General features: G+C 62.6%; 31 protein-coding genes and 1 tRNA gene. 15 read left to right on the top strand and 17 right to left on the bottom strand.

All coding sequences use genetic code 11. The features are described 5' to 3' along the window. Nucleotides 1–26: 26 nt before the first annotated feature. The gene (gene thiL, locus NCN05_RS02970) at nucleotides 27–1,013 is read right to left on the bottom strand and encodes a thiamine-phosphate kinase (RefSeq protein ID WP_250396926.1); all 987 of its coding nucleotides are present in this window, start codon (nucleotides 1,011–1,013) and stop codon (nucleotides 27–29) included. Beyond that, nucleotides 1,010–2,086, bottom strand: coding sequence for a peptidylprolyl isomerase (locus NCN05_RS02975; protein ID WP_250396927.1), 1,077 nt, complete (start codon nucleotides 2,084–2,086; stop codon nucleotides 1,010–1,012). The genes thiL and NCN05_RS02975 overlap by 4 nt, the downstream gene beginning before the upstream one ends. Before the next feature lie 65 nt (nucleotides 2,087–2,151). Here NCN05_RS02975 and efp point away from each other — a divergent pair, with 65 nt between their 5' ends. Both efp and accB read left to right on the top strand, forming a co-directional pair. Then, complete coding sequence (gene efp, locus NCN05_RS02980) at nucleotides 2,152–2,715, top strand: elongation factor P (protein WP_011363074.1); 564 nt, start codon at nucleotides 2,152–2,154, stop codon at nucleotides 2,713–2,715. Then, nucleotides 2,712–3,188, top strand: coding sequence for an acetyl-CoA carboxylase biotin carboxyl carrier protein (accB, locus tag NCN05_RS02985; protein ID WP_250396928.1), 477 nt, complete (start codon nucleotides 2,712–2,714; stop codon nucleotides 3,186–3,188). The genes efp and accB overlap by 4 nt, the downstream gene beginning before the upstream one ends. Before the next feature lies 1 nt (nucleotide 3,189). On the opposite strand, the gene pdxA is transcribed toward accB, so the two are convergent. Then, complete coding sequence (gene pdxA, locus NCN05_RS02990; protein WP_250396929.1) at nucleotides 3,190–4,206, bottom strand: 4-hydroxythreonine-4-phosphate dehydrogenase PdxA; 1,017 nt, start codon at nucleotides 4,204–4,206, stop codon at nucleotides 3,190–3,192. Between pdxA and NCN05_RS02995 the strand changes: the two genes are divergently transcribed. After that, entirely contained in the window at nucleotides 4,187–4,396 is a 210-nt protein-coding gene (locus tag NCN05_RS02995; protein WP_250396930.1) for a hypothetical protein, read from the top strand. The genes pdxA and NCN05_RS02995 overlap by 20 nt on opposite strands. Here NCN05_RS02995 and NCN05_RS03000 read toward each other — a convergent pair. Then, nucleotides 4,350–5,303, bottom strand: coding sequence for an SDR family oxidoreductase (locus NCN05_RS03000; RefSeq protein ID WP_250396931.1), 954 nt, complete (start codon nucleotides 5,301–5,303; stop codon nucleotides 4,350–4,352). The two genes, NCN05_RS02995 and NCN05_RS03000, sit on opposite strands and share 47 nt — an antisense overlap. 32 nt (nucleotides 5,304–5,335) lie before the next feature. Here NCN05_RS03000 and NCN05_RS03005 point away from each other — a divergent pair, with 32 nt between their 5' ends. Further along, the gene (locus NCN05_RS03005) at nucleotides 5,336–5,503 is read left to right on the top strand and encodes a serine protease inhibitor (protein WP_250396932.1); all 168 of its coding nucleotides are present in this window, start codon (nucleotides 5,336–5,338) and stop codon (nucleotides 5,501–5,503) included. 3 nt (nucleotides 5,504–5,506) lie between these two features. Here the strand turns inward: NCN05_RS03005 and NCN05_RS03010 are convergent, their stop codons facing one another. Next, entirely contained in the window at nucleotides 5,507–5,902 is a 396-nt protein-coding gene (locus tag NCN05_RS03010; RefSeq protein WP_115081405.1) for an HNH endonuclease, read from the bottom strand. A gap of 215 nt (nucleotides 5,903–6,117) precedes the next feature. Here NCN05_RS03010 and NCN05_RS03015 point away from each other — a divergent pair, with 215 nt between their 5' ends. Next, a complete protein-coding gene (locus tag NCN05_RS03015) occupies nucleotides 6,118–7,668 on the top strand; it encodes an SNF2-related protein (protein ID WP_250397098.1) in 1,551 nt (516 codons plus the stop codon). Here NCN05_RS03015 and NCN05_RS03020 read toward each other — a convergent pair. The 3 genes from NCN05_RS03020 to NCN05_RS03030 are packed head-to-tail and all read right to left on the bottom strand — an operon-like array spanning nucleotide 7,623 to nucleotide 8,961. Beyond that, on the bottom strand, nucleotides 7,623–7,961 hold the full coding sequence (locus tag NCN05_RS03020; protein ID WP_250396933.1) for a hypothetical protein: 339 nt from the start codon (nucleotides 7,959–7,961) through the stop codon (nucleotides 7,623–7,625). The genes NCN05_RS03015 and NCN05_RS03020 overlap by 46 nt on opposite strands. Before the next feature lie 43 nt (nucleotides 7,962–8,004). Then, nucleotides 8,005–8,415 carry a DUF6554 family protein gene (locus NCN05_RS03025; RefSeq protein WP_250396934.1) on the bottom strand — a complete coding sequence of 137 codons (411 nt, stop codon included), beginning with the start codon at nucleotides 8,413–8,415 and terminating at the stop codon, nucleotides 8,005–8,007. Nucleotides 8,416–8,448: 33 nt separating this feature from the next. Then, nucleotides 8,449–8,961: an AbrB family transcriptional regulator gene (locus NCN05_RS03030; protein ID WP_114988843.1), complete on the bottom strand. Its 513-nt coding sequence runs from the start codon at nucleotides 8,959–8,961 to the stop codon at nucleotides 8,449–8,451. Between the two features lie 83 nt (nucleotides 8,962–9,044). Here NCN05_RS03030 and NCN05_RS03035 point away from each other — a divergent pair, with 83 nt between their 5' ends. Together NCN05_RS03035 and NCN05_RS03040 are read left to right on the top strand one after the other, a co-directional pair. Further along, entirely contained in the window at nucleotides 9,045–9,368 is a 324-nt protein-coding gene (locus NCN05_RS03035) for a chemotaxis protein (protein ID WP_250396935.1), read from the top strand. 38 nt (nucleotides 9,369–9,406) lie between these two features. Then, nucleotides 9,407–9,625 (top strand): DUF8683 family protein, encoded by a 219-nt coding sequence (locus NCN05_RS03040; RefSeq protein WP_038551887.1) that lies wholly within the window; start codon nucleotides 9,407–9,409, stop codon nucleotides 9,623–9,625. Between the two features lie 351 nt (nucleotides 9,626–9,976). Here NCN05_RS03040 and NCN05_RS03050 read toward each other — a convergent pair. Next, a tRNA-Gly gene (locus tag NCN05_RS03050) sits at nucleotides 9,977–10,048 on the bottom strand. A gap of 32 nt (nucleotides 10,049–10,080) precedes the next feature. Further along, nucleotides 10,081–11,229, bottom strand: a complete 1,149-nt coding sequence (locus NCN05_RS03055) for a pyridoxal-phosphate-dependent aminotransferase family protein (protein ID WP_250396936.1) — start codon at nucleotides 11,227–11,229, stop codon at nucleotides 10,081–10,083. A 38-nt stretch (nucleotides 11,230–11,267) separates the two neighbouring features. Between NCN05_RS03055 and cbiD the strand changes: the two genes are divergently transcribed. The 5 genes from cbiD to mrdA all read left to right on the top strand — a co-directional run bounded on the left by cbiD (nucleotide 11,268) and on the right by mrdA (nucleotide 16,860). Beyond that, the gene (gene cbiD / locus NCN05_RS03060) at nucleotides 11,268–12,374 is read left to right on the top strand and encodes a cobalt-precorrin-5B (C(1))-methyltransferase CbiD (RefSeq protein WP_250396937.1); all 1,107 of its coding nucleotides are present in this window, start codon (nucleotides 11,268–11,270) and stop codon (nucleotides 12,372–12,374) included. Between the two features lie 32 nt (nucleotides 12,375–12,406). After that, the gene (guaA, locus tag NCN05_RS03065) at nucleotides 12,407–13,993 is read left to right on the top strand and encodes a glutamine-hydrolyzing GMP synthase (RefSeq protein WP_115009697.1); all 1,587 of its coding nucleotides are present in this window, start codon (nucleotides 12,407–12,409) and stop codon (nucleotides 13,991–13,993) included. A 78-nt stretch (nucleotides 13,994–14,071) separates the two neighbouring features. After that, nucleotides 14,072–14,683: a DUF8672 family protein gene (locus NCN05_RS03070; protein ID WP_250396938.1), complete on the top strand. Its 612-nt coding sequence runs from the start codon at nucleotides 14,072–14,074 to the stop codon at nucleotides 14,681–14,683. Nucleotides 14,684–14,692: 9 nt separating this feature from the next. Then, the gene (locus NCN05_RS03075) at nucleotides 14,693–15,076 is read left to right on the top strand and encodes a hypothetical protein (RefSeq protein WP_250396939.1); all 384 of its coding nucleotides are present in this window, start codon (nucleotides 14,693–14,695) and stop codon (nucleotides 15,074–15,076) included. Beyond that, complete coding sequence (gene mrdA / locus NCN05_RS03080) at nucleotides 15,073–16,860, top strand: penicillin-binding protein 2 (RefSeq protein WP_250396940.1); 1,788 nt, start codon at nucleotides 15,073–15,075, stop codon at nucleotides 16,858–16,860. The genes NCN05_RS03075 and mrdA overlap by 4 nt, the downstream gene beginning before the upstream one ends. Here mrdA and NCN05_RS03085 read toward each other — a convergent pair. The 4 genes from NCN05_RS03085 to NCN05_RS03100 form a co-directional block, all read right to left on the bottom strand. After that, nucleotides 16,857–18,002: a glycosyltransferase family 4 protein gene (locus NCN05_RS03085; RefSeq protein WP_250396941.1), complete on the bottom strand. Its 1,146-nt coding sequence runs from the start codon at nucleotides 18,000–18,002 to the stop codon at nucleotides 16,857–16,859. The genes mrdA and NCN05_RS03085 overlap by 4 nt on opposite strands. Before the next feature lie 13 nt (nucleotides 18,003–18,015). Next, a complete protein-coding gene (locus NCN05_RS03090) occupies nucleotides 18,016–19,212 on the bottom strand; it encodes an NAD-dependent epimerase/dehydratase family protein (protein ID WP_250396942.1) in 1,197 nt (398 codons plus the stop codon). 74 nt (nucleotides 19,213–19,286) lie between these two features. Beyond that, a complete protein-coding gene (gene psb34, locus NCN05_RS03095; protein WP_250396943.1) occupies nucleotides 19,287–19,460 on the bottom strand; it encodes a photosystem II assembly protein Psb34 in 174 nt (57 codons plus the stop codon). Between the two features lie 92 nt (nucleotides 19,461–19,552). Further along, nucleotides 19,553–20,371 carry a thiazole synthase gene (locus NCN05_RS03100; RefSeq protein ID WP_250396944.1) on the bottom strand — a complete coding sequence of 273 codons (819 nt, stop codon included), beginning with the start codon at nucleotides 20,369–20,371 and terminating at the stop codon, nucleotides 19,553–19,555. A 51-nt stretch (nucleotides 20,372–20,422) separates the two neighbouring features. Here NCN05_RS03100 and NCN05_RS03105 point away from each other — a divergent pair, with 51 nt between their 5' ends. Continuing rightward, nucleotides 20,423–20,968 carry a hypothetical protein gene (locus tag NCN05_RS03105; protein ID WP_250396945.1) on the top strand — a complete coding sequence of 182 codons (546 nt, stop codon included), beginning with the start codon at nucleotides 20,423–20,425 and terminating at the stop codon, nucleotides 20,966–20,968. A 38-nt stretch (nucleotides 20,969–21,006) separates the two neighbouring features. Here NCN05_RS03105 and NCN05_RS03110 read toward each other — a convergent pair whose 3' ends face one another. The 3 genes from NCN05_RS03110 to rpmI are packed head-to-tail and all read right to left on the bottom strand — an operon-like array spanning nucleotide 21,007 to nucleotide 22,138. Next, complete coding sequence (locus tag NCN05_RS03110; protein WP_250396946.1) at nucleotides 21,007–21,525, bottom strand: hypothetical protein; 519 nt, start codon at nucleotides 21,523–21,525, stop codon at nucleotides 21,007–21,009. A gap of 11 nt (nucleotides 21,526–21,536) precedes the next feature. Continuing rightward, nucleotides 21,537–21,884, bottom strand: coding sequence for a 50S ribosomal protein L20 (rplT, locus tag NCN05_RS03115; RefSeq protein ID WP_011363098.1), 348 nt, complete (start codon nucleotides 21,882–21,884; stop codon nucleotides 21,537–21,539). Nucleotides 21,885–21,940: 56 nt separating this feature from the next. Continuing rightward, complete coding sequence (gene rpmI / locus NCN05_RS03120; RefSeq protein WP_250396947.1) at nucleotides 21,941–22,138, bottom strand: 50S ribosomal protein L35; 198 nt, start codon at nucleotides 22,136–22,138, stop codon at nucleotides 21,941–21,943. A 58-nt stretch (nucleotides 22,139–22,196) separates the two neighbouring features. On the opposite strand from rpmI, the gene NCN05_RS03125 reads away from it, so the two are divergent. Both NCN05_RS03125 and NCN05_RS03130 read left to right on the top strand, forming a co-directional pair. After that, entirely contained in the window at nucleotides 22,197–23,756 is a 1,560-nt protein-coding gene (locus NCN05_RS03125; protein ID WP_250396948.1) for a SpoIID/LytB domain-containing protein, read from the top strand. A 24-nt stretch (nucleotides 23,757–23,780) separates the two neighbouring features. Continuing rightward, complete coding sequence (locus tag NCN05_RS03130; RefSeq protein WP_250396949.1) at nucleotides 23,781–25,100, top strand: glycosyltransferase family 2 protein; 1,320 nt, start codon at nucleotides 23,781–23,783, stop codon at nucleotides 25,098–25,100. Nucleotides 25,101–25,142 lie beyond the last annotated feature (42 nt).

Here is a 25,142-nt window from a genome sequence, read left to right on the forward strand (position 1 = left end):
TCGCTTAGGGGGTCGCTTAGGGCTGCTCAGGGCTGGCCGAAGTGATCAAAACCGTTTGTGTCCACTGGCTCGTGGTTGTGGGCCCAGCGGATGCTGCCCGCTTCAGCATTGATCTGGCCGATGCGCTGGCTTTCGGGGATGCATCGCTGCCAGGCATCGGCCCAGGCTTCGGGAAGGCTCAGCACCAACTCAAAGTCCTCTCCTCCGGCGAGGCACCAATCCGTCCATCGAGCACCCTCAGGCCAGCCTTCGGCCGTTGGAAGCTGATCGTTGTGCAGCACCGCTCCGCAGCCGCTGCTGCTGCAGAGACCTGCGACGGCAGAGAGCAGTCCGTCGCTGCTGTCGGTTCCCCCAGCCCGCCAGGGCAGATGCTCCGGTTTACAGGCCAGCAGCTGCTGGACGTCCTTCAGCCGAGGTGTCGGGCGTTGGTGGCGTGCGATCGCCTGGTCCCGCAGGGTTGAACACAAAGCGATGTCACGCACGTTTGGATCGTTCTGGAGGAGGGCGAGGCCCAGTCGGCTGAGCCCATGGGGCCCACTGGTGACCAGCACATCGCCAGGGCGGGCTGCGTTGCGATGCAGACGCAGGGGTCCGAGACGGCCGAGTGCCGTGATCGAGAGCAGCCTCTGCTCTCCTTTGGAGCAGTCACCCCCCAGCAGAACGCCGCCGTACTGCTCCAAGGCAGCATTGATGCCTTGATACACCCCGTCCACCCAGTCCCAACGGGTGTGGCCTGGGGCGACCAGGGCCACGGTGATTCCATCGATGTCGACGGCACCACTGGCGGCCAAGTCGGACAGGTTGGCGGCAACGGCGCGCCAGCCCACATCCATGGCGGTTGTGGTGGCATCGCTGAAATGGATGCCATCCACCAGAACGTCGGTGTTGATCAGCAGTGGCCGGGCGTCTGCGGCCAGGGCTGCGGTGTCGTCACTGAGCTGATCCGGCGGAGCGAAGCGAGCCAGCCGCCTGAGCAGCTCCGTTTCAGTCAGCTCCGCCAGGGTCGGGCTCATGCGTGGGCTTTGAGCTGCTCCGCTCCCTCCACCACCTTCACGGCGGTGATCTGGTCATCGACGCCCAATTCCTCCACAACATCGAATCCATCCACCACGTAGCCGAAGGCTGCATTGCGGCCATCCACGAGGTTCAGACCAGCCGGGGTGAGCTCTGCCTCGTAGAGAAACATGAAGAACTGAGAGGATCCGTCGTCGAGGGCCTGGTCCGAATGGGCCCAGCCAAGGGTGCCCAGGGTTGCGAACGGGAGGGTTGGTGTGGCCATGAACAGGCCCACGTCTTCAAAGGTTTCGTTGTAGATCGTGTCGTCTTCGCCCGGCACGCGGATCTCCAAAGGCACATGGCGCTCCTGCTTGGTCTTTGGATCCACGTAGCCGATCTCCGGACCTTCCGGATCACCGCTCTGAAGCACGTAGAAGTCTTCGGCCCGGATGAAGGGCAGTCCGTCATAGAAGCCCTTGAGGGCGAGATCCACGAAGGCGCCTGCGGTGAGTGGGGCGTTGTAGCCATCCACCACGGTGGTCAGCTCACCCTGGGTGGTGCTGATGTTGAGGGTGGCTCGTCCCTGCAGCCGTGGCAGGGCATCAAATTCTGCGGGGATCTCCCGTTCAAAGCCGTCGGGCACCAGCAGAGTCTCTACATCACCGATCCAGCGCAGCGTCCGGCGTCGATCGGCGATGAAGCCTGGTTTGTCGGTGGCTTTGACCTTCTCTTTGAGGTCTTCAAGGCCCTGATCCACGCGCTCAAACAGTGTTTCAGCCGTACCGCGCTTGGCTTCGGGGACCGCGTTCAGGATGGTGTCGCGGCGGGTGTTGAGCAGCGATTCAGTGCGTGACACCGTCTTGCCGAGGGCTGTCCAGCGTTTGGCCCGCAGATCGTCACTGGTGAGTTCCAGCCGATGCTGCAGTTCGCGGATGTCGTCCTGATCGAAGGGAAGCGCGTCCCGAAGAATTGCGGCAGGGTCCTTCACAGCATTGCCCTGGGGCAATGCGCCCCAGGCAGGGGCGGCGATTGTGATCAGAGCAAAGCTGATCAGAACAGCAAGGACGGCGTTCAAACGCTGATGGACCAAGGGGGAACCCCAGTGCTGACGGGACTTTGGCACAGCCGTATAGTCCGAGGAACCGTTCGGTGGGAATGATCTCCAGTAACGACTTCCGCACCGGCACCACGATTGAGATCGATGGGGCCGTCTGGCGTGTTGTCGAGTTCTTGCACGTCAAGCCCGGCAAGGGATCTGCCTTCGTGCGCACCAAGCTCAAGGCGGTGAAGTCCGGCAACGTGGTGGAGAAGACCTTCCGCGCTGGGGAAATGCTTCCCCAGGCGATGTTGGAGAAATCCTCGCTTCAGCACACTTACATGGAAGGTGAGGACTATGTCTTCATGGACATGGCCACCTACGAAGAGACCCGCCTCAGCGCCGACCAGATCGGCGAGAGCCGCAAATACCTCAAAGAGGGTATGGAGGTGAACGTGGTGTCCTGGAACGACACCCCTCTCGAGGTTGAACTGCCCAACTCCGTGGTTCTGGAGATCAAAGAAACCGACCCTGGCGTCAAAGGCGACACCGCCACCGGTGGCACCAAGCCAGCCATTCTTGAGACCGGTGCACAAGTGATGGTTCCGCTCTTCCTTTCTGTGGGAGAAAAGATCAAAGTGGATACCCGCAACGACAGTTACCTCGGGCGCGAAAACGGATGACCATGCAGCTGGATCACGAACAACTGCACCGCTTGCTGGAAGCGCTCGGCGAGAGCGACATCCAGGAGTTCCGGTTGGAAGGGGACGACTTCCGTCTGGAAATCCGTCGCAACCTGCCGGCCCAGGCCGTCATGGCTCCGGTCATGCCCGCTCCCGTTGCTGCTGCACCAGCGCCCGTTGCGCCCGCCGAGCCTGCAGCTGCACCGCCTTCATCCACCGCAACCCGCAGTGACCTGCTCGAAGTCACGGCTCCCATGGTGGGCACCTTCTACCGCGCTCCCGCTCCGGGCGAACCTGCCTTTGTTGAGGTGGGCAGTCGCATCAATGTCGGCCAGACCGTCTGCATCCTTGAGGCGATGAAGCTGATGAACGAGCTTGAGTCTGAGGTTGGCGGTGAAGTGGTGGAGATCCTGGTGGACAACGGCACGCCCGTTGAATTCGGTCAGGTTCTGATGCGGGTCAAGCCGGCCTGAGTCAGCTCAGGTCCCAGGCGGCCTGAAGGGCTGCCGTCGTGCTCTCAGGGCTGGCGATCCCTTGGCCTGCAATGTCGAAGGCGGTGCCGTGGTCGGGGGAGGTGCGTAGGAACGGCAGTTCCAAAGTGGTGTTCACCGCTGCGTCGAAGGCCAGCAGCTTCACGGGAATGAGCCCCTGGTCGTGATACAGGGCCAGGATCCCGTCAGGACCAGGCTGGTTTGGCGACTGCCAAGCGCGAGCAGCGCTGATCCAGCAGGTGTCCGGAGGAACGGGACCCACCAGTTGCACCTGAGGATGGTCCTTCCGCCATTGGTCCAGCAGCGGCAGCATCCATTCGGCTTCTTCGTGGCCCAGTTGAGTGGCTTCACCGGCATGGGGATTCAAACCGGCAATGCGCAGATGGGGTGTGCTCGTGAAGCGTCGACAGAACTCCTCCAGCACGTTCAGTTTGTGGTGTACCAAGTCTGGGGTCAGCGCTTCAGGGACCTGGCTGAGGGGGATGTGGGTGGTGGCCAGCAAGGTGTTCAGGCGCCAGCCGCTGGTGGGAGAGACGGCGGTGAACAGCATTGAGGAGCGCTGGCGTCCAGCCAACTCAGCCAGCCGTTCGGTCTGCCCGGGATAGCGGTGGCCGGCCGCATGCCAGAGGTGTTTGGCGATGGGGGCGGTGACCAGGGCGCGGGACCCCCGTTCCTGCAGCAGTTCGACGGCGCGAGTCAGCCAGCGAAACCCCGCATCGGCTCCGCTGGTGGTGGGCTGTCCTGGCTGAACGCTGGCTTTTAGCGGTTGATCGTCGATCCTGAGGGCTGCGGGGTTGGCGAGGGGGTGGCTCGTTTGCCGCTGCAGCCGCGCGTGGGTGCTGATCAGGGTGCGTCGGCAGCCCACCAGCAGGGGTTGGAGCTCTGGGGGGAGCGTCGTTGAGGCGAGGGCTTTGAGCACCACTTCCATGCCGATGCCCGCGGGATCGCCGAGAGCGATCACCAGCTCATGCCTAGGGTTCGTGGAATCGTGGGGGCCCATCGCTGTGCTGCGTTTGCTGCTGCTGGGGTGTTTGTTGGTGGGATTGGCCGCTGGCCTGAGCAATGGCTGGATCGAACTGCATCTCTCCCGTTTCCTTGAGGATGTGGGGCTTTCCCTGCCTGAGGAAGGCGAGGGTTTCGATTTCAACCGTTGGCTGATTGAGGGGGAGAACGCAGGTCAGACGGATTGAGTTTGTCCTGGTTCAGGCAATCCTGCAGCCCAACGCGGTAGTTCGGATGCAGCAACGTGTAACCAAGCTCATGGCAGAGCCTGTGGTTACTGACGCGGCGGTTCTCGCTCCAGAACGACTGCGCCATCGGACTCATGCTGTCCACGATCTGGTCGAACGGCTCCAGCGGCGGCAGGGCACAACCCAACAGGTCTGCCGCATGCCGCATCAGTTCGGCGGTGGGAGCCGGGAGGTCATCCACCACATTCACGATGCTTCCATTGCCCGGGCTTGCTGGAGCGTCCTGCTCGGCGCGATGCATCAGGTGCCAGCAGGCCCCTGCGATGTCTTCCACATGGATGCGGCAGAACACCTGGCCAGGCTTGTCGATCAAGCGGGCCCGCCCTTGCTGCAAGCCGTTGAGCACTGACCGGCCTGGGCCATAAATGCCTGGCAGACGCAGAATCTGGATCGGCAGCCCTGAGCGCAACCAAGCTTGTTCGCAGTTGAGGCGGCGCATGCTGCGGTCCAGCGCTGGCGCCGGGTCGTCCTGTTCCGACACCCAACCGCCCTGACGATCGCCGTAAACCCCTGTGGTGGAGAGATAGCCCGCCCAGCGCAGCGGCAGGCTTCTGAGCGTTGGCACCAGCTTTAACAAGACCGGATCGTTGCCTTCGCGATCCGGGGGGATGGTGGACAGCAGATGGGTCACGCCCTCCAGGGCAGCAGGGTCGAGCTGGTCCTGACCGTTGCTGTCGAAGAGCAGATCCGCCTCGGGAGAGTCGAGGGAACGGCGGGTGCAGAGCACTGGTGTTCCCAGGGCTCGGGCCAGGCTGGCCATACAACGTCCGCTGTATCCGCCGCCCAGCACCAGCAGCTTGGCGTCAGCCGCCAGCGGCTGCGAGCGCTTGACAAGATCGGCAAGCATCAGTACACCTGTATTAGATCAAATGTACTGTCGTGACGTCGTCGTCTCTGCATCGTTCCCGCTCCGGGGCCATCGTGCTCCGGGCCATCCTGACGGCTGCCCTGCTCGCCGGTGCTGTGGTGCTGGCTCCTGAAGACCCAGGCGTTCAGGCCTCCATCTGCCAGCGTCATCACTCCTCGGATGTCTGCCGGGTTTGGTGAGCCTCAGGCTGCCTGAGCTGCGATTGAGATGTCGTCCGGCTCGTTGATGGGGTGATCCGGTTGGGCCCACTGCAGCAAGCGGACGGCGAGTCGCAGGTCGCCATCCATCCAGGCCCGGATCGCCATGGCGCGGCGTGGGTCATAGAAGCGTTGTCGCCGGTACCAGTCGAAAACGTCGGCGTCGGATTTGCGGCCATTGCAGGACAAGCAGGCCGGCACACAGTTTTCAGTAACGCTTGAACCCCCTTTGGCCTGGGGGTGAATGTGATCAATTGATTCGGAAGGTTTGCCGCAATAAATGCAACTTTTGCCGGTAAAAGTATGTAGAGACTGTCGCCATCTTCGAACGCGTAATTTGGGACAGAGTTCGTCGAGAAAAACCGCGTCCCTGCTATGCATCCGAATGCATCGGTTGAGGGGATTCTGCCTTGAACGAAAAGCCTGTCAATGTGTCGAGCGCTGCATTTTCGATAATTTTTCAGCCTGTGATGTGAATCTTGATCTCAATGCCTGTCCGTTGATCTGGGTTCACTAAAGTGATTGTTTGTGGGGGCCTGTTGGTGCCGCCAAAACCCACATTGACCTGTTGCCTAGATCTGTCCCCAGCGGGTCTGATTCGCGTGGTCAGCCCCTTTGATGCGGTGACCCAGTCCCAGTTGCGTCGGATCAAGCCCCGAGGGCGTTGGAACGGTGCTGGCCAGGGGTGGGATTTTCCCTTGGCCGCAGCCGATGCGCTTCAGCAGGCCCTGGGGCGCCGTTTCCCCGTCACCTCTGCACTGCAGCAGTGGCTCGACTGGTGCCAGCAGCCGCTGCCACCGCTGCCACCGCACCGAACCCTTGTGGCTGCAGCGGATCTCGACGAAGTCCTGCAGGATGGTCGTCGGCCTCTGCGCCATCAACGCTCCGGGGTCCGCTGGCTCCTGGCCCGTCGCGGCGCCGTTCTGGCGGATGAGATGGGGTTGGGGAAGACCCTTACAGCTCTGTTGGCGGCCCGTGCCCTGATGCGTTGCGCCGAGCTGCGGTTGCTGGTGGTGGCTCCCGTCGGCCTGCATCCCCACTGGCGCCGGGAATCAGAGGCCCTTGGGGTTGAGCTGGAGCTGGTGAGCTGGGCTCGGCTTCCCGACACCCTGCCACCAGCGGGAACGCTCCTGGTGGTCGATGAAGCGCACTACGCCCAGTCGCTTCAGGCCCAGCGCACGGCTGCCTTGCTGCGTCTGGCCCGTCATCCCCGTTTGCGGGCGATCTGGATGCTCACGGGAACCCCGATGAAGAACGGTCGCCCGTCCCAGCTGTATCCCCTGCTTGCGGCGATGGATCATCCGATTGCTCGGGATCAACGCCAGTTTGAAGAGCGGTATTGCCAGGGGCACTGGCGGGAGGGTCGATCCGGCAAACGTTGGCAGGCGTCCGGCGCCAGTCAGTTGGAGGAGCTGCGGCGCTTAACTCGACCGTTGATCCTGCATCGCCGTAAGCAGCAGGTGGTGGACCTTCCTCCCAAGCAGCGACGTCTTCACCCCGTGGCGCTGTCGGAGGATGAGCTCACGGGTTTCGACCATCGTGTCGAGCTGGTGTTGGATGACTACCGGCGTCGGGCTCAGCTCGGAGAGGTGCGACGGGATGCAGAGCACCTGGCTTTGCTCACCTCCATACGCCAGATCGCTGCGGAATTCAAATTGCCGGCGGCCCAGCAGCTGGTGGAGTCACTGCGCCGGCAAGGCGAGGCTGTAGTGCTGTTCAGTGGCTTCGTGGCCCCATTGCAGCTGTTGCAGCAAACCCTTGGTGGCGAGTTGTTGACCGGTCGTCAGCGCCCTGTTGAACGCCAGGGGAGTGTGGATCGGTTCCAGCAGGGTCAGAACGATTGTCTGTTGGCCACCTTCGGCACCGGTGCCCTTGGCTTCACCCTGCACCGGGCCCGTCATGTGGTGTTGCTGGAACGCCCCTGGACGCCGGGCGATCTCGACCAAGCCGAAGACCGCTGTCACCGTCTGGGAATGGGAGATGGCCTGACCTGCCATTGGCTGCAGCTCGGCGCAGCCGACCAGCTGGTGGATGGCTTGTTGGCGAGCAAGGCGGAACGGATCGAGGTGTTGCTGGGGCCTCGGCGCTTGTCGTTGCAACGTCAATCACTCCCCGCCATGGTGCGGGATTGTTTGCAGCTGCTCTGACGCACCTGGAGTTCGTGCTGCAGCATCGGGTCGACCGGCTGGCTCGACCGCTTCAGCAGCGACACTGCCGTTGCGACGTCGTCGCAGGCTTTGGCTTGATCGCCAAGCAGGGTCAAGACAAGGGCGCGGTCGCGATGCAGATCGGCCTGATCCGGTGACTGTTCGATGGCCTCATCACAGCGTTCCACCATCAGCTCAAGGTCATCCATGCGGAAGCCGCTGAGGCAACTGGAGACGAGCGGCGTCGGTGTGTTGGCAGGCGTCGCGGGTTGCTTGCTCTGGCAGCCAGCCACCAACACGGCAGCCAGAAGTGCCAGCCCCAGAAGCCCAGAGGGCTCAGTAGCTGTAGCGCGTGGTGTCGTAGCTGCTCTCGATGCTGCTTTCGGTGACGGATGAGGAGTTTGCAAAGGCGGCAGCGGTGGCTGGTTGGGTGTTTCCGCCGAACAGATCACCAAGGAACTGGCCACAGTCGGGGAAATTGCCGGGGTCCTGGACGACGGCTTCCGTAATCATCACCGAGGCATGCTCCGGGGATGTTTTGAACACGCCGCTGCGCTGCCGTTTGATCACGGCGTAGGCGGCGTTCCAGCTGACCTTGTGGTCGTTGCCGCTGGACCGCATGAAGCAATAAATCTTGGCGCCCTTCTCATTGCCGGCTTCTGCCGCTTGCAGGGGGGAGGTCATGGGGCTGAGAGCGCCGATCAGGGCCGCGGCGGAGAGAACCAGCGATGACCTGATGGGACCCATGACGTCAGTTGTGGATTGGTCCCAAGGTATCGATCAGCTTCCAGCTGTCGAGGGCACGATCAGCCGCACCACCAGCGGCAGCACGAGCAGCACGGTGATCAGCCGCACGGCATGGAGGGCGGCCACTGCAGCACCGACGCCGAATTCGGCACCGACCAGGCTCATGCCACTGATGCCACCCGGGGCAGCGCCAAGCAAGGCCACGACGGGATCAATACCGAGCAAGCGGCTGGTCCAGAGGCCGACGACCAGTCCTGTCAGCACCAGCGCCAGGGTGATCAGAACCGCTGGTTTCCAGAGAAGTTGCAGTTGCTCTAAGGACGCTCGCGTCAGGCCAGTTCCGATCACCGTGCCGATGCCGATCTCCAGAACTGTGCGCGTTCCCGCTGGCCATGTGGCTGGTTCCAGCTGGCCGCTCATGCTGACGATGCCAGCACCCAGCAAGGCCCCTGCCAGAGGTGCGGCGGGAATGCCGCTGAACAGAGCCAGCAGTCCGATGGCGGTTCCAGCCAGCAGGTACAGCGCCAGCGTTGCCAAGGAAGGCATCGGTCTCGATCGCGTCATGTCAGCTTGATCTTGAGACAGCGGCGCTCCTGTGTTGTCATCAGCGCAACCATCAGCTTTCGGTGATGACGTCCTCCGTGTCCTTTCGGATCACCCGCACTGCGGAAGATCTCGCGCAAACCATCACGGCTCTGTCGCAGCGTTTGGTGAAACTGGAACAGCGTCAGGAAGCGCTTGAGCTGCAACTGCGCCAGCAGCAGCAGAATCTGAATGCTGTTCCAGACGAAGAGATCTCCACGCTCGAGGGCGTTGAAGCTCTGCTGCGGGAAACGCGGGAGCTCTTGGAGAGCACAGCTCCGATCCCAGAGCCAGAAATGCCTGAAGAGTCCTCCCAGAACCATGCCTGGGGTCAGGAGGCCGAAACAGAAGCGAGCCGCGATGTCGCGTAGGGGTGGCGCGCGGTGCCAAAATAAAAAGAAAGGCAACTATGGCGACCACCATCCCTGCCTCCAATGCTTGTGCTTCTCGCACCTTGCATGGCATGACCATCTGGACCCGGTCAGGTTTCCTTGAAGGTGGTCATCAGCTCGAGAAGCTGGAATTCGCGCTCGCCCTCGCTGAAGCAAAAGGCGATCAGCGCCGTTGCTCGCAGTTGCGCGACCGGATTGCCGATCTGGGGGGCAATGCAGAGGAACCGGGTACCTGATCGGAACCCAAGCAATCGACGGGGTTGATCGGCAATCGTGCAGATCGCGTGAGGGATGGCCTAAATATCAATTAGAGCTAATCTTTTGTTGATAAGGAAATTCGAACGTTGACCCTGACGCTTACGAAAACAAAACAATCAGAGACGGCTGCTCAACAACGTCAGGACCATGAATTAGCAGCTCAGGCTTTGTTTATCAAGGCCCGCCACTGTGCAGAAGATGGCCGAATCAATGAGGCGGGCTCGTTGATCTTGCAGGCCTTGGAACACGAGCGCCGTGCTGGGTGCGCTGGGCCTCAGGTTATCCAGCTCGTCAAGTCTCGTTCTTGATGAGCGTTTGAAATTTGTTCAAGCGGGTGACCGGACTCGAACCGGCGACGTTCAGCTTGGGAAGCTGACATTCTACCACTGAATTACACCCGCAAAGGGGCGAGATCGCTCTCGCCACCTGTGTTTTAGCCGAGAGCGGCGGAGGCTGCAGCCACCCCTGCTCCCATGTTGCCTTTGTGTAGACCAAGGGACTGAAGGGTGGATTCAATCGCAGCGACGGCGGTCAGCACATCCCGGTCGCAGACGTAGCCGAGATGGCCGATGCGGAACACCTGACCTTTCAGGTGGTCTTGTCCTCCAGCCAGAAGAATGTCGAACTTCTCCTTCACGGCTTTACGCAACTGTTCGGCATCGATGCCTTCGGGGGCCACTGCGGTGATGGCCGGGCTGCCGCAACCCTCGGCGGCAAACAGGGGCAAGCCCATCGCCTTCATGCCTGCCTGGGCGGCAGCGCGATGGCGGGCGTGGCGGGCAAAGATCGCGTCCAGACCTTCCTTCTGCATCATGTCCAGAGCAGCTTCCAGGCCGAAGTAGAGGTTCACGGCCGGGGTGAAGGGGTTGCTGTCCTTCGCCGCCGTTTTCCGGTAAGGGCCCAGATCCAGATAGAACTTGGGCAGATCGGAGCGCTCATAGGCCTTCCAGGCCCGTGCACTCATGGCCACAAAACTGAGGCCCGGTGGAAGCATGTAGCCCTTCTGCGCGCCTGAGGCCACCACATCCAGTCCCCAGTCATCCATCGGGACGTTGGTGGCACCAAGGCTGGTGACGCAGTCCGCCAGGGTCAAGGCCGTGCCGTGGGCCTTCACGTGACGGGCAATGCTCTCCAGGTCATTGATCACCCCTGTCGAGGTTTCCGAGTGGGTGAGGATCACGGCCTTGATCGCTTTGGCGCTGTCGGCTTCCAACGCTGAGCGGAAGGCTTCGGGATCGAGGGGTTGGCCCCACTCCGCCTTGATCACCTCAACATCCAGTCCGTAGGCGCGGGCCACCTTGACCCAGCGTTCGCCGAACTTGCCGTTGTCACCGCAGAGCACCTTGTCGCCGCGGCTGAGGGTGTTGATGATCCCAGCTTCCATGGCGGCGGTTCCGCTGCCGGTGATCACCAGCACGTCGCTTGTCGTCTGGTGCAGCCACTTGAGCTGTTCGGTGGTGCGCCGCACGATGGCCTGGAACTCCCCGCTGCGGTGGCCGATGGGGTGACGACCCATGGCCTTCAGCACCGTTTCCGGCACCGGGGTGGGGCCCGGAATCATCAGGGTGAGCTTGTCCTGCATGGCGCGGGGGATGCCAATCGGCGACTCTAGAAAACAGCTTGTCTGGTTCCATCGCCCCCTCCAGTTCTGGATTGACCCTGCCGGTGTGGGTGGCGGCGGCGGCCAAGGCGGCCCTGCAGGTGTTGCTTGGTGAGCCGTTTGAGCCTGAGCAGCAGTTGAGTCAGGGCTCAGATCAACCGTCTCTGCAGGTGCCGGTCTACTCGGCGGCTCCTCTGGCCCCAGGGGAGGCCCTGGGCATCAGCCGTTGTGATCCAGGGCCTGGCCTTGATCTGACGCGGGATCTTGAGGTCTGGGTGCGGGTGGCCTGGATCGCTGCATCCCAGCCGGTGCTCGAGCTGCAGGCCGGAGAAGGGGTGGGTCGTTTTGGCGCTGAGGGGGACGTTTGCCTCTCCGGTTTTGCCCGTGAGCTGTTGGAGCGGAATCTGTTGCCCCTGGTGCCGCCGGGTCGGGGCTTGCTGGTGCAGCCGATTCTTCCGAGGGGCCGCGTTCTGGCCGAACGCACCAGCAATGCCGCCTTCGGTGTTGTTGATGGTCTGGCCTTGATCGGTACCCAGGCGGAGGTGCAGCGCAGCGCCGCACCGGATCAACTGCAGCAGGTGTTGGCAGACCTGAGGGCGCTCGCTGCGCATGCGGCGTTTCAGGGACGCCTCGTTCTGGTGATCGGTGAGAACGGCTTGGATCTGGCCCGCCAGCAGGGTCTGGGGCCCGTGCTGAAGGTGGGGAACTGGGTGGGGCCCGTGCTCGTGGCCGCGGCGGAAGCCGGTGTTCGCGATCTGCTGCTGCTGGGTTACCACGGCAAGTTGATCAAGCTGGCCGGCGGCATCTTTCACACCCATCACCACCTGGCCGACGGCCGTCTGGAGGTGCTTGTGGCCTTGGGTCTGGATGCCGGTCTGTCGGTGGCCCAGTTGCTGCAACTGCGGGGTGCTGCATCCGTTGAGGAGGCCTTTCGGGCACTGGAGGCCAATCAAGCCACGGCCCTTGGGCAGCATCTCGCCGCGATCGTGGAGCGGCGCAGCCAGTCTTATGTGGATCGCTACGGCGACTGGTCGATGCGGATTGGTGCTGCCCTGTTCGATCGAAGCCGCACCCTGCGCTGGTTGGGACCGGAGGGGGAGAAGCGCTTCTTTACATTGAGGGATTGACGCTCGTCCGCGAGCGATACCTCCCAGGATCGATGTCCCAGCCCTCGTCCGACGGTCAGCGTCAGCCGGCCATCGTCATCCTTGATTTCGGCTCCCAGTATTCGGAGCTGATCGCCCGGCGCGTGCGCGAGACCGAGGTCTTCTCGGTGGTGCTCGGTTACAGCACGTCGGCCGAGGAGCTGCGACGCATGGCTCCGAAGGGAATCATCCTCAGCGGTGGTCCCAGTTCCGTTTACGCCGAGCATGCGCCGCTCTGCGATCCCGGCATCTGGGATCTGGGCATTCCCGTGCTGGGGGTTTGCTACGGGATGCAGCTGATGGTGCAGCAGCTTGGGGGCGTTGTGGAAGCCGCCACGGGCAAGGCCGAATACGGCAAGGCGCCCCTGGAAGTGGACGACCCCACGGACCTGCTCACCAATGTCGACAACGGTTCGACGATGTGGATGAGCCATGGCGACTCAGTGAAGGCTCTGCCCGATGGGTTTGTGCGCCTGGCCCACACCGCCAACACGCCGGAGGCGGCGGTGGCGCACCTGCAACGCAAGCTCTACGGGGTGCAATTCCACCCCGAGGTGGTGCATTCCACCTGCGGCATGGCCCTGATCCGCAATTTCGTATATCACGTTTGCGGTTGTGATCCGGATTGGACCACCGCGGCGTTCATCGATGAGGCCGTCGGCCTGGTGCGGGAGCAGGTGGGCGACAAGCGCGTTCTGTTGGCCCTCTCCGGTGGGGTGGATTCGTCCACCCTTGCCTTCCTGCTCAAAAAGGCGATTGGTGATCAGCTCACCTGCATGTTCATCGACCAGGGCTTCATGAGGAAGGGTGAGCCCGAGTTCCTCATGGACTTCTTCGATCGGAAGTTCAACATCCATGTGGAGTACATCAATGCCCGTCAGCGGTTCATCGGCAAGCTGAAGGGCATCACCGATCCGGAGGAGAAGCGCAAGATCATCGGCACCGAGTTCATCCGTGTGTTCGAAGAGGAGAGCAAGCGGCTCGGACCCTTCGATTACCTGGCCCAGGGCACGCTTTATCCCGATGTGATCGAAAGCGCCGGCACCAACGTGGACCCCAAGACGGGCGAGCGGGTTGCCGTGAAGATCAAGAGCCACCACAACGTGGGCGGTCTTCCCAAAGACCTTCAGTTCAAGCTGGTGGAGCCCCTGCGCAAGCTGTTCAAGGATGAAGTGCGCAAGGTGGGCCGCAGCCTTGGCCTGCCCGAGGAGATCGTGCGCCGCCATCCCTTCCCGGGCCCTGGTCTGGCCATTCGCATCTTGGGTGAAGTCACCGACGAGAAGCTGGACTGCCTGCGTGATGCCGACCTGATTGTTCGCCAGGAAATCAAGGAAGCAGGGTTGTATCACGACATCTGGCAGGCCTTTGCCGTGCTGCTGCCCGTGCGTTCGGTTGGGGTGATGGGGGACAAACGCACCTATGCCTGGCCGATCGTGCTGCGTTGTGTGTCCAGTGAGGACGGCATGACCGCCGATTGGTCCCGTCTTCCTTACGACCTGATGGAGACCATCTCCAATCGGATCGTGAATGAGGTGAAGGGGGTGAACCGGGTGGTGCTCGATATCACCAGCAAGCCCCCCGGCACGATCGAGTGGGAATGACTTGCGGCTGACGCAGGCTGATCCACGGCTGGCGACGGCCCTGCATCACCGATACCTTGGGCCACCGGCCTTTGGGATATGACGGCGACACAACAGCAGGATGTTCAGCTGCAGCGACGGCTGCAGCAGGACAGCATTCAGCTGAGTGGCCGCACGATCTATCTGAACCCTTTCCTCTATTGGCGGCGGTTCGACAGCAACACCGATCGCTGGCTGCGGGAGCCCGGTCAGCTGACGGAGGATCAGATCACGGCCAACCGCAGCCGTTTTTACCCCGAACTCGACTGGGGCCAGCTGGATGATCACGCCACCGCCGTTCACGATGGCGCTGTGGAGATGTTCCTCAAGAGCCTGGAGCTGATCAGCACCTTCCATCCCGAGCTGGGTTCCGGGCAGATGCTCGAGGTGGAACGCAAGATGACGATCACCAAGAAGCGGGCCTTCGAGCGCTGGGTGGACAAGGCGATCCGGCGGCGTCAGCGCGACGAAAGCCGTGAGCACCGCCGCTTTGAGCGCAGCCGCTTCTGGCGTGCCTGGCGCGAATGGATCCTGCTGGACACCACCCAGAAAGCCCTGGTGCCTGTGGTGATGCTGATGGTGCTGAGTGGGGTGATGGGCTGGTCCCTGGCGGCAGACCGTTCGGCTTGTCCGACATTGGCGCTTCCTTCGGGACAGACTGGGGTTCGTTGATCTGGCCCCATGGCCGCTGATTCCAACTCCGACAACCCGCTCGACCAGTTGCGTCTGTCCTTGATGCAGGACGTGCTCCCTGTGGGGCTGGCCGTGCTGGAGCGGGCCCGGCAGGGGGGGGCCGGCAAGGTGGTGGAGGCGTTCACGGCCGGCTCGGAGGACCCCATCGCTGATTTGCGTCAGGAAGGGGAGCCCGTGGCGCGGGGCGTCCGAGACCAGCTGGATGCCGTGAGCCCCGGGCTGGGCAATCCGGTGATGCCTGTCTCGGTGTCTGTTGATGAACCGGCAACGGTTGAACAGGACGGCCCCGACGATTTGCTGCCGACCTTGCGGCGGATCGAAGAGCGCCTCGAGGAGTTGCGCCGCCGTTTGCCAGAGCCGCAACAGGAATGACCCGTTCCGTCCAGCAGCGTCAGACCGGTCTGCGTCAGCAACCCCTGGTGCTGCTGATGCTGGTGTTGCTGTTCTGCAGCGCCATGGTCAGTCGCCTGGTCTGGATGCAGCTGCTGGAGGGGGCCCGTTTTCGCGAACTGGCGGACGAAAACCGCATCCGTCTTGTGCCTCGCTCGCCCATTCGTGGTCGGTTGCTTGATCGCAAAGGCCGGGTGCTGGCCACCAGCAAACTCACTTACTCCCTGTACCTTGAGCCGCGCCTGGTCAGCGATGACGACTGGCCTGATCTGCGTGATCGCTTGGCAAGGCTTCTGAATTTGAAGCCTGATCTGCTCGACCAGCGCCGGCAGAAGGGTCTGGATCGGGATGGTTACCGCACCACGTTGGCCCTCGATCTCAAGCCGGAACAGGTGCTGCGCTTCCGGGAACAGGCCCTGGGGTTGCGGGGTGCCCAGGTGGATGTCGACATCCTGCGCTCCTATCCCAATGGCACCCTGGCGGCCCATGCCCTCGGCTACACCCAGCCGATCACGGAAAGCGAATTCGAAATCCTGGCGGAGAAGGGATACAAGATTCGCGACCGCATTGGTCGCACCGGTGTTGAAGCGGCTTACGAGCGCCATCTGCGCGGGAAGTGGGGCGGCCAGATGCTCGAGGTGAATGCCATGGGCGAGGTGCAGCGCAACCTGGGCGATCGACCGTCTCAAGCAGGAAAGGATCTTGTGCTCACCCTCGACCTGGATCTGCAGCGGGTGGCGGAGCAGGCGCTGGCCGATAAGCCCGGTGGCGCTGTGGTGGCGCTGGAGGCCGCAACGGGTGCCGTGTTGGCTCTGGCCAGCCGTCCCAGTTTTGATCCGAACTTCTTCTCCAAGCTGATCACCACCCAGAAGGAGTACGACGCCCTCTTTTCCAATCCGAAGAAGCCGTTGTTGTCCCGGGCCATGAATCCCTATGACCCCGGCAGCACCTGGAAGCCGGTGACGGCGATGGCCGGCATGGAGTCGGGCCAATTCCCGCCCGACACCAAGCTCCAGACCACGGCCTGCATCACCTACGGCGGCCATTGCTTCCCGGATCACAACGGGGCTGGCTTCGGCCATATCGGCTATGCGGATGCCCTGCGTTTCTCCAGCAACACCTTCTTCTATCAAGTGGGCGTTGGGGTCGGCTCCAAAGCCCTCAAACAGGCGGCTGATCAGCTTGGCTTCCAGCAGAAAACCGGCATTGAGATCGGCTGGGAAGAGAGTGTCGGGCTGGTGGGAGATGAGCCCTGGGCCGATCGCGGTCGGGGTTGGGCGGAGCCCGGCACGGTGCCCTGGATCCCTGAGGACATGGCCAGCGCCTCTATCGGGCAGTCCGTGGTGCAGATCACTCCCTTGCAGTTGGCCCGCGCCTATGCGGTGTTCGCCAATGGTGGTTGGTTGGTGACGCCGCATCTCGCCGCCGGCGACATCGACTGGCTGAGTCCGGAGCACCGCACCAAGGTGGCCATGAAGCCATCAACGTTGCAGACGATCCAGGAGGGCCTGCGCAAAGTGGTGGAGGCCGGAACCGGTGCCGGCCTCAATGGCCCTGGCATTCCTGCGGCGGCTGGCAAAACCGGAACGGCTGAAGACAGCACGGGAGGGCCTGATCACGCCTGGTTCGGCTGCTATGCCCCCTATCCCGACGGCAAGATCGTGGTGGTGGCCTTTGCCCAGAACACTCCTGGAGGTGGGTCGGTCCACGCTCTGCCCATGGCCAAGAAGGTGCTGGCGGAGTGGGAGCGGACCCGGCAGCGCTAGGCAGCCGTGAGTTGAGGCGCTGACAGCACCGTGCGGTAGTAGGTCCGCAGTTGTTCGGTGGCGCCTGCCCAGCCCCAGCGCTCGGCTTCGGCGCGGGCAGCGCTGCGTAGGGCCTGGCGTTCCAGGTCGTTGCCCAGCAGGCGGCGGGTGGCTTCGATCAGGCTTGCAGCGCCACCATCGGCGCCGTCGGGTTCATAGAGGCAGCCGTTAACCCCGTCGGTGATGATGTCGGGGATGCCGCCACGGTTGGCGCCGACCACGGGACAACCGGCTGCCATGGCTTCCAGCAGCACCAACCCCAGCGTCTCCGTGCTGGAGGGGAAGAGGAAGGCATCGCCGCTGGCGTAGGCCCCTGCCAGGTCGTCCCCGGCGAGATAGCCGACGAAGGTGGTGGCGGTTCCCTCGAAGTGCTTCTCCAGTTGTTGGCGGTGGGGACCATCGCCCACCAGGGCCAGCCGTGCATCGGGAAGGGCCTCCAGCACAGGGCGTATCCGTTCGATCTGCTTCTCCGCGGAGAGGCGGCCGACGTAGAGCAGCAGTGCACCACGGTCGTCATGGCCGCCGAGAAGCCGCTTGCGCAACTCTGCGCTGCGCAGCTCGGGACGGAACAACTCCGTGTCCACACCTCGCTGCCACAGATCAGTGTGCTGAATGCCTTTGTCGCTGAGCTCCTTCACCATGGCAGTGGAGGTGCACAGATTCAGCAGGGCCTGGTTGTGGGCGGCCTTGAGCATCTCCCACAGGAGTGGCTCCAGCATTCCCAGGCCGTAGTGCTCGAGGTACTTGGGAAGGTGGGTGTGATAGCTCGCCACCAGGGGGATGCCTTTGTTCTTCGCGAGCCAGATGCCGCCGAGACCCAGCACCGCTGGGTTCACAACGTGGATCAGATCGGGTTGAAACGCATCGATCGCGTCGGACACTGCCGGGCGAGGCAAGGCCAGTTTGAGCTCGGGATAGAGCGGCAGCGGCATTGCCGGAACGCCGATCAGGCGTGCCCCCATGTACTCCTCTGGACAGCCCTCCGGGCAGAAGACCACCACTTCATCGCCGGCGTCCACCAGATGCTTCACCGTCTTGGTGAGACGGGTGACGATGCCATCGACCTTCGGCAGGAAGGTTTCGGTGAAGAAGGCGACTTTCAAGGATGAAGCTCGATCAGGACGCGGTACCGATGGCCTGGGCCTGGGTTTTGGTCCAGGCGGAGGTGCAGAGGATGCGGTTGCGGTCGCAACGGTTGGCGTAGCGGGTGGCGATTTCCACCACTTCCTTCAGCAGGCCGTCATCGAGGGTGGTGGGGTTGAGGCCCAGTTCGATGAAGCAGCGGTTGTCCACGATCAGATCGTTTTCAACAGCCTCGTTGCGGGGGTTGGGCAGGTTGTTGACCTGAGCACCGGTGAGGGCGGCCACCTTCTTGGCCAGTTCACCCACCTGATGACTCTCGGTCATCTGGTTGAAGATTTTCACCCGCTCCCCTTGTTCCGGAGGGTTCTCCAGCGCCAGCTGGACGCAGCGCACGGAATCGCGGATATGGATGAAGGCGCGGGTCTGGCCCCCGGTTCCATGAACGGTGAGCGGGTAGCCAATGGCGGCTTGCATCAGGAAACGGTTCAGCACCGTGCCGTAATCGCCGTCGTAATCAAAGCGATTGGTGAGCCGCGAGTCACGGTCTGTGGCATCGGTGTTGGTTCCCCAGACGATGCCCTGGTGCAGGTCGGTGATGCGGACCTTGTCGTTCTTGTTGTAGTAGAGGAAGAGCAGCTGGTCGAGCGTCTTTGTCATGTGATAGACGCTGCCGGGGCTTGCCGGGTGGAGGATTTCCTCTTCAAAGCGGCTGCCGTCGGGCTGGGGCACTTCCACCTTGAGGTAACCCTCAGGGATGGTGGCGCCGCGGTGGGAGCCATAGCCGTAGACGCCCATGGTGCCGAGGTGCACCACGTGGATGTCCTGACCGCTTTCAACAATGGCCGCTAGCAGGTTGTGGGTGCCGTTGACGTTGTTATCGACGGTGTAACGCTTGGTGGCGCTGCTCTTCATCGAATAGGGGGCGGCCCGCTGTTCCGCGAAGTGGACCACGGAATCGGGGCGCTCGTCCCGAAGCAGATCCAGCAACCGCTGGTACTCATGGGCGATGTCCATGTGGACAAACCGCATCGGCTTGCCGCCGGTTTCCTCCCAGGCTTTGAGGCGCTCACCGATGCTCACGATTGGCGTCAGCGACTCAACTTCAAGGTCGATGTCGATCTTGCGACGGCTGAGGTTGTCCACGATCAGAACGTCGTGGCCCTGATCCGCCAGGTTCACCGCACAGGGCCAGCCGCAGAAGCCGTCACCGCCGAGAACGAGAACTTTCACCCCAAACTCCTGCTGGAACGAGCATGATGCTCAGTCTTGGCAAGCTACTACAGGGATTTTCAGTGTGAACCGTCTCAGCTGATGGCGACGGTCACCGCCACCATCGCGGCCACGATCAATCCACCGCTCACCAGCATCATCATTGAGCTGCGGTTGCGGCTCTGGCTGGCGGCGACGTCCATCACCTCCATGCGTGGCTCCTTGGCGAAGGCGTTGAGACGACCGCCGTCTTCCGTGGTGACCGACATGGGTCCAATGCGACTGGTCGGACCTTATGAGTCCAAATGCTCATTGCCTGCCTTTGTGAAGCAGGCTTCACCTCACTTCACGTCTCTTCACTTCATTGGGGTGTTTGCACCAGGCCCGTGGTCGGTGAACTGGCAGAGGCCTGATCCCTCCGGGGCAAGCGCCCGGAAAGGTGGGCGGTCCGCCCGGCCATCACCGCATTGCCCATGGCCTCGGCCATGGCGGCGGGGTCGCCCGCAAGGGCGATGGCGCTGTTGACCAGCACGGCATCGGCGCCCATTTCGAGGGCCTGTGCCGCCTCGCTTGGAACACCAATGCCGGCGTCAACCACCACCGGCACCCCGGCGTTTTCGATGATCAAACCGATGTTGGCGGCATTGTTGAGCCCCTGGCCCGAGCCGATCGGAGAGCCCAGAGGCATCACCGTGGCGCATCCCACCTCCTCCAGCCGTTTGGCCAGCAGGGGGTCGGCATTGATGTAGGGCAGTACCGTGAACCCTTCTTTCACCAGGCGTTCGGCGGCGTTCAGGGTGCCGATCGGATCGGGCAAAAGATGCCGGGAGTCAGGAATCACCTCCAGCTTCACGAAGGTGTTGTCCTCCTGTCCCGCCAGCTTGGCCAGCTCCCGTCCAAGCCGTGCCACGCGCACTGCCTCTTCGGCATCGGTGCAGCCCGCCGTGTTGGGCAGCATCCAGATCCGTTGCCAATCAATGGCTTCCATCAGGCCCTCATGGCCTGCCGCCACGGTCTGCACCCGACGCACAGCCACCGTGACCATGTCGCAGCCGGATCGCTCGATGCTCTGCTGCATCGACGTCATGGATGGATATTTGCCGGTGCCCGTGAACAGACGGCTGTTGAACTGACGCCCGCCAATGGTCAGGGGGTCGGAGCTGGGGGAGGGCGAATCCATGACGCGTCTGAGCAAAAGGGCCTACCGTTCCTTCATCATCCATCGTCTTCCATGCCGTTCCTGCTTGCCATGGATCTCCCGGCTGGCAGCCAGGTGCCGTTCCAGACCAATCCCCAGTTGCCTCTGGATCCGATTCAGTTGGCGGTTCCACTGGAGCTCAAGGAACTCGAGGTGGAGAGTTTCGATCCAGTCGCACGCGCTGCAGAGCTGGCGGAATCGCTGCCCCGACAGTGGTGCGGCACCTTTGAGCCTTTTGATGGCAACCCCACCGTCGATGTCACGTTGGACATCACCCAGATGACGGCGATGGGCCAGATGGTGGATCTCCGGGGCACGATGACCCTTGGTTCCGTCACCACGCCGGTTCAAGGCAATGTCCATGCCAAGTCGGATCAGCTAGATCTCATCCCCTTGGCGGATCCCCTGATCGCTGGCGTTGAGCCTGGTGGCGTCTTCCTCGGCCTGCAGATGTTCAGTCCCACCAGTTGGCAGGCGCCTCGATTGATCAACGTGGCCGACCCCAGCACTGGAGTGGGTGGACGCTTGGCGATGACCGCAAGCTGCCAGGAAGAACCTCCGGTTCAGCCGCTCTGGTGACCATATTTTTGTGAGGCAACAAGTAGATCTGAAAGAACTCAGCTGTTCCGCTGTTTGAGTTTCTTCAGCCCTTTCTTCGCAGTGGCGTTGTCGGGTTCCAGTTGAAGTGTCTGCTCATAGAGGGAGATTGCCTCAGCGTCCTTCAGCAGCTTCTCCTGAGCAAAAGCCAGGTTGTTGAGGGCGACGGGGTAGTCCGCTTTTGCCTTCAGAGCAAGCTTGTAGTGCTTGGTGGCACCGGAGTAATCCTTTTGTGCTGCTAAAGCAAAGCCGAGCGCGTTTTCGATCAGCGCACGGGCTTCATCCGGCTCACCACTCAGGCGTTTCAGTGCCTGCTTCAAGGTGGCAGCCGCCTGCGGGTACAACCGCTTTCGCAATTGAACGGATCCGAGTTCGTAGAGGTCAGACGCCTGTCGTGACGAGGCCGAGTCGGATTTTTCGAGCTCAATCAGGCGTGCTTCATCACGACGCACACGAAAAAATTGTCGGCCCACCACCACCGCAACGATGGCAAGCAGGCCGACCAGGCCCAGCAGGTAGGTCTGGGGCAGCAGGTTCACGGTTGGGAAATTCAGCTCTTAGCTGCAGCCACGACGTTGGTGAAGCTGCCGGGGTCAACAACTGCCAGCTGAGCCAGCATCTTGCGGTTCAGGCGCACATCGGCCTTCTTGAGACCGCCCATCAGACGGCTGTAGCTCACACCATTGAGGCGGGCAGCTGCGTTGATGCGGGCAATCCAGAGGCGACGGAAATCGCGCTTGCGACGACGACGATCGCGGTAAGCATTGCAGAGGGCTTTCATCACCCGCTGGTTTGCTGTACGGAACAGGGTTCCGTTGCCACCACGGAAGCCACGGGCCAGCCGCAGGATCTTGTTGCGGCGTTTACGGGCGACGTTGCCTCTCTTGACGCGGGCCATGAGGTTGGAAGGGTTGGATCAGGTCTTGTTGAACGGTCTCGTCTGAGCAGCTGTGCTCAGGCGTAGGGCATCATCAGGGTCACGCGCTCTTCATCGGTGCGGTCCACCACGGCCTTGGTGGCCAGATGACGCTTCTGCTTGGACGTTTTGTGGTCCAGCAGGTGGTTCCGGAAAGCGCGACGACGCAGAAATTTGCCAGTGCCAGTCGCTTTGAACCGCTTCGCGGCAGCTTTGCGGGTCTTCAGCTTGGGCATTGGTCTGCTCGTTCGGACACAAACGACAACAATACGTCCCGACGTGCCCCCCCCTTGAATGATTCGGTTCCTGACGCTCACATTGCTGCTTTGCGTGGGCTTGGGCTGCCGCGCCCGTGAGCCGGGTGATGGCCTGCAATCCGCCGTGTCTGAGCCCCCGGTGGTGGAACCGGTTCGGCGGGCGACGCACCGTTCCGTCGCTGACCCACCGCGGGTTGAAGGTCATGAACCGGTGCTCTGGGTGGCCTTGGAGGATCACCTTGGTGCCAGGGCGACCGCCGCTGCTTTGAACCTGCGTGCCTTTGCCGGATCGCTCACTCTTCGCGACGCCACCGGGGAGCAAGGCATTGGTTCAGGTTTCGTGATCACCTGGCGAAGCGTTGCCTTGGCCCGTTCGCTCAAGTTGGCCCGCCGGATTGCAGGTCCCTACGCCAGCTTTGAGTCGGCGGATCGTGTCGCCTCCCGTTGGCGTGCTCTTGGAGTTGCGGCCGAGGTGGCCCATCCCAAGGAGTGGGAGGTGTGGGCGCCGGAGGGTTCGCCTGTTCCCGATGGTCTGGCCGTGCGCGATTGGCAAGGCACCGTCACCAGCACCGTCGAACCGGTGTTGCAGACGCTGGAGGGTGAGCGCCCCCTGCAAGGACCTCTCTTGATTGAGGCCTCGGATGGGTTGCTCTGGGCGGGTGGACGTTTTGAAGGGCCCTTCCGCTTGCAAAGGGATGCCTATGGCAGCTGGACCCTTGTGGAGCAGGTGCCGGTGGAGCGCTACCTCGAGGGGGTGGTGCCCCATGAGATCGGTGCCGGTTCACCGATGGCGGCGTTGCAGGCCCAGACCGTTCTGGCGCGCACCTGGGCTCTGGCCAACAGCCATCGCTTCAGCGTTGATGGCTATCACCTCTGCAGCGACACCCAGTGTCAGGTCTACAGCGATCCCCGCCATGCGGGAGCTCCTGTGCGCGAGGCGATTGCAGCCACCCAGGGCAAGTTGCTCAGCCTGAACAATCAGCCGATCAGCGCCGTGTATCACGCCACCAATGGCGGGGTGATGGCTGCCGGGCCGGAAGCCTGGGCCATGCAGCCCACCACTTATTTGCGTGCGCAGCCGGATGGGGATGAGGGCTGGAGCAACCGTCATCCCTTGCCCCTGCAGCAGCGCCAGGCGGTGCTGGCGCTGCTGGCGGATCGCAGCGGGGCCTTTGGCCAGCGGCACCCCCGCTTCCGCTGGACCCGAATCCTTTCGGGTCCGACCTTGCGTCAGGCCCTTGGCGCAGCCGCAGACCCGCTGGTTTCGCCTTTGCAATTGAAGGTGCTCGAGCGGGGCGCCAGCGGCAGGGTGCTGGCCTTGCAGATCTCAGGCAGCAGCGACGCCGCTCCGGTCATCCTCAAGTTGGATGCCATTCGCCGGACCCTCCGCACGCTGCCCAGCACCCTGTTCGTCTTGGAGCCTCAGGGGACTGAACGCTGGTTGGTGGTGGGTGGTGGTTTTGGCCATGGGGCTGGTTTGTCGCAGGCTGGGGCCATTGATCTGGCCTGGCGTGGCTGGCCTGTGGAGCGGATCCTGAGCCATTACTACCCAGGGACTGTCTACGGCCCACTCTCAACACTGGTGCAGTCCCCTTAAAGTCCTTCCCACCTGGGCAGCTGGATGAGCTCGAACGCCACATCGGGTGATCACCGTCGGGTGAAATCGGCAGCGTTCCTGTTCGCATGCGGATGTGCTGGTGCTGCTCCCCACTGGCTGGACTCCGCCCGTTCGCTCTGGCCCGCCATCAGTCTTGCCCTGATGCTTGGGGGCTATGGCCTCCGTTCCGTCATGCGCGGGCAGCTGATGCGTGGGTCATCGGTGTCCGTGCCGGAGATTGATCGGACGACGCTTCCCAGCCTGGATGTGGTGGTGGCCGCCCGCGACGAAGAGGCGGTGGTGCCGCGTTTGGTGGAACGGCTTACTTCACTGCGTTATCCGTCCGGGCAGCTCACCACCTGGGTGATCGACGACGGCAGTCTTGATCGAACTTCTGAGCTGCTGGACGATCTGGCCAGCCAGCACCCTGAGCTGAACGTGATCCATCGCCAGCGCAATGCCGGTGGGGGCAAGTCGGGTGCGCTCAACACCGCTTTGGGCTGCCTCAAAGGTGAGTGGCTGCTGGTGCTTGATGCGGATGCTCAGTTGCAGGACGACTTGCTCGAGCGCCTTGTTCCCTACGCCGTGGAGGGTGGCTGGTCGGCGGTGCAGCTGCGCAAGGCCGTGATTGATGCCGATCGCAATTGGTTGACCCGATCCCAGGCGATGGAGATGGCTCTGGATGCGGTGATCCAGTCGGGCCGACTGGCCAATGGAGGCGTGGCCGAACTGCGGGGGAACGGACAGCTGATCAAGCGCTCCGTGCTCGAGTCCAGTGGTGGTTTCAACGAAGACACCGTCACCGATGACCTGGATCTCAGCTTCCGCCTGCTGACCCATGGGGCCTTGGTGGGATTGTTGTGGGACCCTCCGGTCCAGGAAGAGGCGGTTCCTGGTCTCCATGCCTTGTGGAAACAACGGCAGCGCTGGGCGGAAGGCGGATTGCAGCGCTTCTTTGATTACTGGCCGGTGCTGACGTCAGCTCAGCTCAGTTTTCGCCAGCGTTGGGATCTGACGGCCTTTTTTCTGCTCCAGTACGCCCTGCCGGTGGTGTCCTTCGCTGATCTGAGCACGGCTCTGATCACCCGAAGCCTGCCGGTCTACTGGCCCTTGTCTGTTGTGGCCTTCAGCGTTTCGGGTCTGGCTTACTGGCGCGGCTGTCGTGGTGGCAGCGAAGGGCCGGAGATCCCCTCAGCGAGCCTGGCCAATCTCCTTGTGGCGATCGCCTACCTCGGCCACTGGTTTGTGGTGATTCCCTGGGTGACGCTGCGGATGTCACTGCTCCCCAAACGCTTGGTCTGGGCCAAAACCAGCCATGGTCAGGAGCATCCGGTTCAGGCCTGAGGTTGTTGCCTGTTGAACGGCATGACCGGGGCGAGGGTCGTT

This window comes from Synechococcus sp. MU1651 (assembly GCF_023630635.1).
Taxonomy (GTDB): domain Bacteria; phylum Cyanobacteriota; class Cyanobacteriia; order PCC-6307; family Cyanobiaceae; genus Parasynechococcus.